This is a genomic window from Actinomadura sp. NPDC049753, from assembly GCF_040674655.1.
Classification (GTDB): Bacteria; Actinomycetota; Actinomycetes; order Streptosporangiales; family Streptosporangiaceae; genus Spirillospora; species Spirillospora verrucosospora.
On record NZ_JBFARL010000442.1, the window covers coordinates 1 to 1,677 of the forward strand.

Here is a 1,677-nt window from a genome sequence, read left to right on the forward strand (position 1 = left end):
GGGTCGCGGTGAGGCCGGTGTGGTAGTAGGGTTAGGCTGGGGAGCGGCTGAGGGAGGTGTCGGGCGGATCAGTGCTCCTGGTGCTCGGGTCCCGCGGGCTCGGCCGGCTCGCGCGCGTGCCGGTCGGCTCGGTCGCCGCCCACGTCGCCGTGCACGCGCGATGCCCGGTCGTCGTGGTCAGGGGCGTCGGCGCGCTGCCCCGCCCCGGGAGTCCGGCGCCGGTCGTGGCCGTGGTGGACGGTTCGCCCGCGGCGCGGAGCGCGCTCGCGTTCGCCGCGCGCGAGGCCGAACTGCGGCAGCTTCCTCTGAAGACCGTCTACTCGGGCGCCGAGGGCGAGGAGCCGCCGGGGGCGGGCCTCGGGCACTCCCCGGCCCCCGAGCCGGTGGAGCGGGCCGCCGCGGCGGTCCAGGAGCGGCGCCCGGACGTCCTGACGCATCCCGAGAACCCGCTCGCCCCTCCGCCCGAAGCGCTGCGGGAGGCCGCGCAGGAGGCGCGCCTCCTGGTGGTCGGGGCCGCGCATCCCGCGTTCGGCTCGGTCGCGCAGTGGCTGCTGTACAACGCGGTCTGCCCGATCGCCGTGGTGCCGCTCGCCCGGTGACGCGGGTGGCGGATGAGGGCCGAAGGTCCCTGATCCTGCGGACCGTCGCCCCTCCTGCGCGAGGCCCCGGCGGGCGAGTCTGGACTCGACCAGCAGGAACCCCTGAAGGAGAGTTCGCACATGAACGACGAGCCGATCACCGGAGTGGTCGTTGGCTACGACGGCTCCACGGGCGGTGTGCAGGCCCTGGAGTGGGCCGCCGCCGAGGCCCGCACCCGGGGCCTGCCCCTGACCGTGCTCCACGTGTGGGACGTCTACGTCGGGGGCGGCCCGATCGCCATGCCGGTCGTCGACCTTCGGGCCGTGGCGGAGGAGAACCTCGGCAACGGGGTCGAGCACGTCCGGAAGGTGGCGCCGGAGCTGAGCGTGCGGGGCGTGCTGGCGCGGGGGCAGGCGGCGGCCCGGCTGATCGAGGCCGGGCACGGCGCGGACATGCTCGTGCTCGGCCCGCGCGGGCTCGGCGGGTTCGTCGGGCTGGTGCTCGGTTCCGTCGGTGCTCAGGTGGCCGCGCACGCCCCCTGCCCGGTCGTGATCGTCCGGGGCGACCTCGTCCCGCCGCCGGAGCAGGTGCACGGGCACGTCGTCGTGGGCGTGGACGGTTCGCCGGCGTCGCGCGAGGCGCTGGCGCTGGGCTTCGCCGAGGCCGCCGCGCACGGCTGGGACGTGCGCGCGGTCGTCGCCTGGGAGGCGGTGCCGGAGAAGGAGGTCCCCCCGCTGGTGGACGAGGCGGGGATGCGGGACGCCGCCGCGGCCAGGATGGCCCGGCTCATGATCCCGTCCCGCGAGCTCCACCCCGACGTGAAGGTGCAGGTCGACATCGTGGCCGGGGCGCCGCGCGAAGTGCTGCTGGCCGCCGCGGAGGAGGCGCGCCTGCTGGTCGTCGGCTCGCGGGGCCTCGGAGGCTTCCGCGGCCTGCTGCTCGGCTCGGTCAGCCACGCCCTGCTGCACCACGCGCCCTGCCCGGTCGCGGTCGTGCACGCGGCCTGAGCAGGGGCGGGCGGCCCGTCTTCCGTGCGAACGGGCTTGCGCCGGGGCGCCCCGCCCCGGGGCCCCCCACCATTCGGTCGAGGAACCCGAA

General features: G+C 76.9%; 2 protein-coding genes. Both read left to right on the forward strand.

Annotation, left to right across the window (positions count from 1 at the left end; all coding sequences use genetic code 11):
- The first annotated feature begins 56 nt into the window (after positions 1 to 56).
- Entirely contained in the window at positions 57 to 599 is a 543-nt protein-coding gene (locus tag AB0K37_RS42060; protein ID WP_363991818.1) for a universal stress protein, read from the forward strand.
- Positions 600 to 719: 120 nt separating this feature from the next.
- Complete coding sequence (locus tag AB0K37_RS42065; RefSeq protein ID WP_363991821.1) at positions 720 to 1,586, forward strand: universal stress protein; 867 nt, start codon at positions 720 to 722, stop codon at positions 1,584 to 1,586.
- Positions 1,587 to 1,677 lie beyond the last annotated feature (91 nt).

Bases quoted from the DNA above. Each gene is read 5' to 3' on its own strand.
- AB0K37_RS42065 (WP_363991821.1), top strand. From the start codon at position 720: ATGAACGACGAGCCGATCACCGGAGTGGTCGTTGGCTACGACGGCTCC.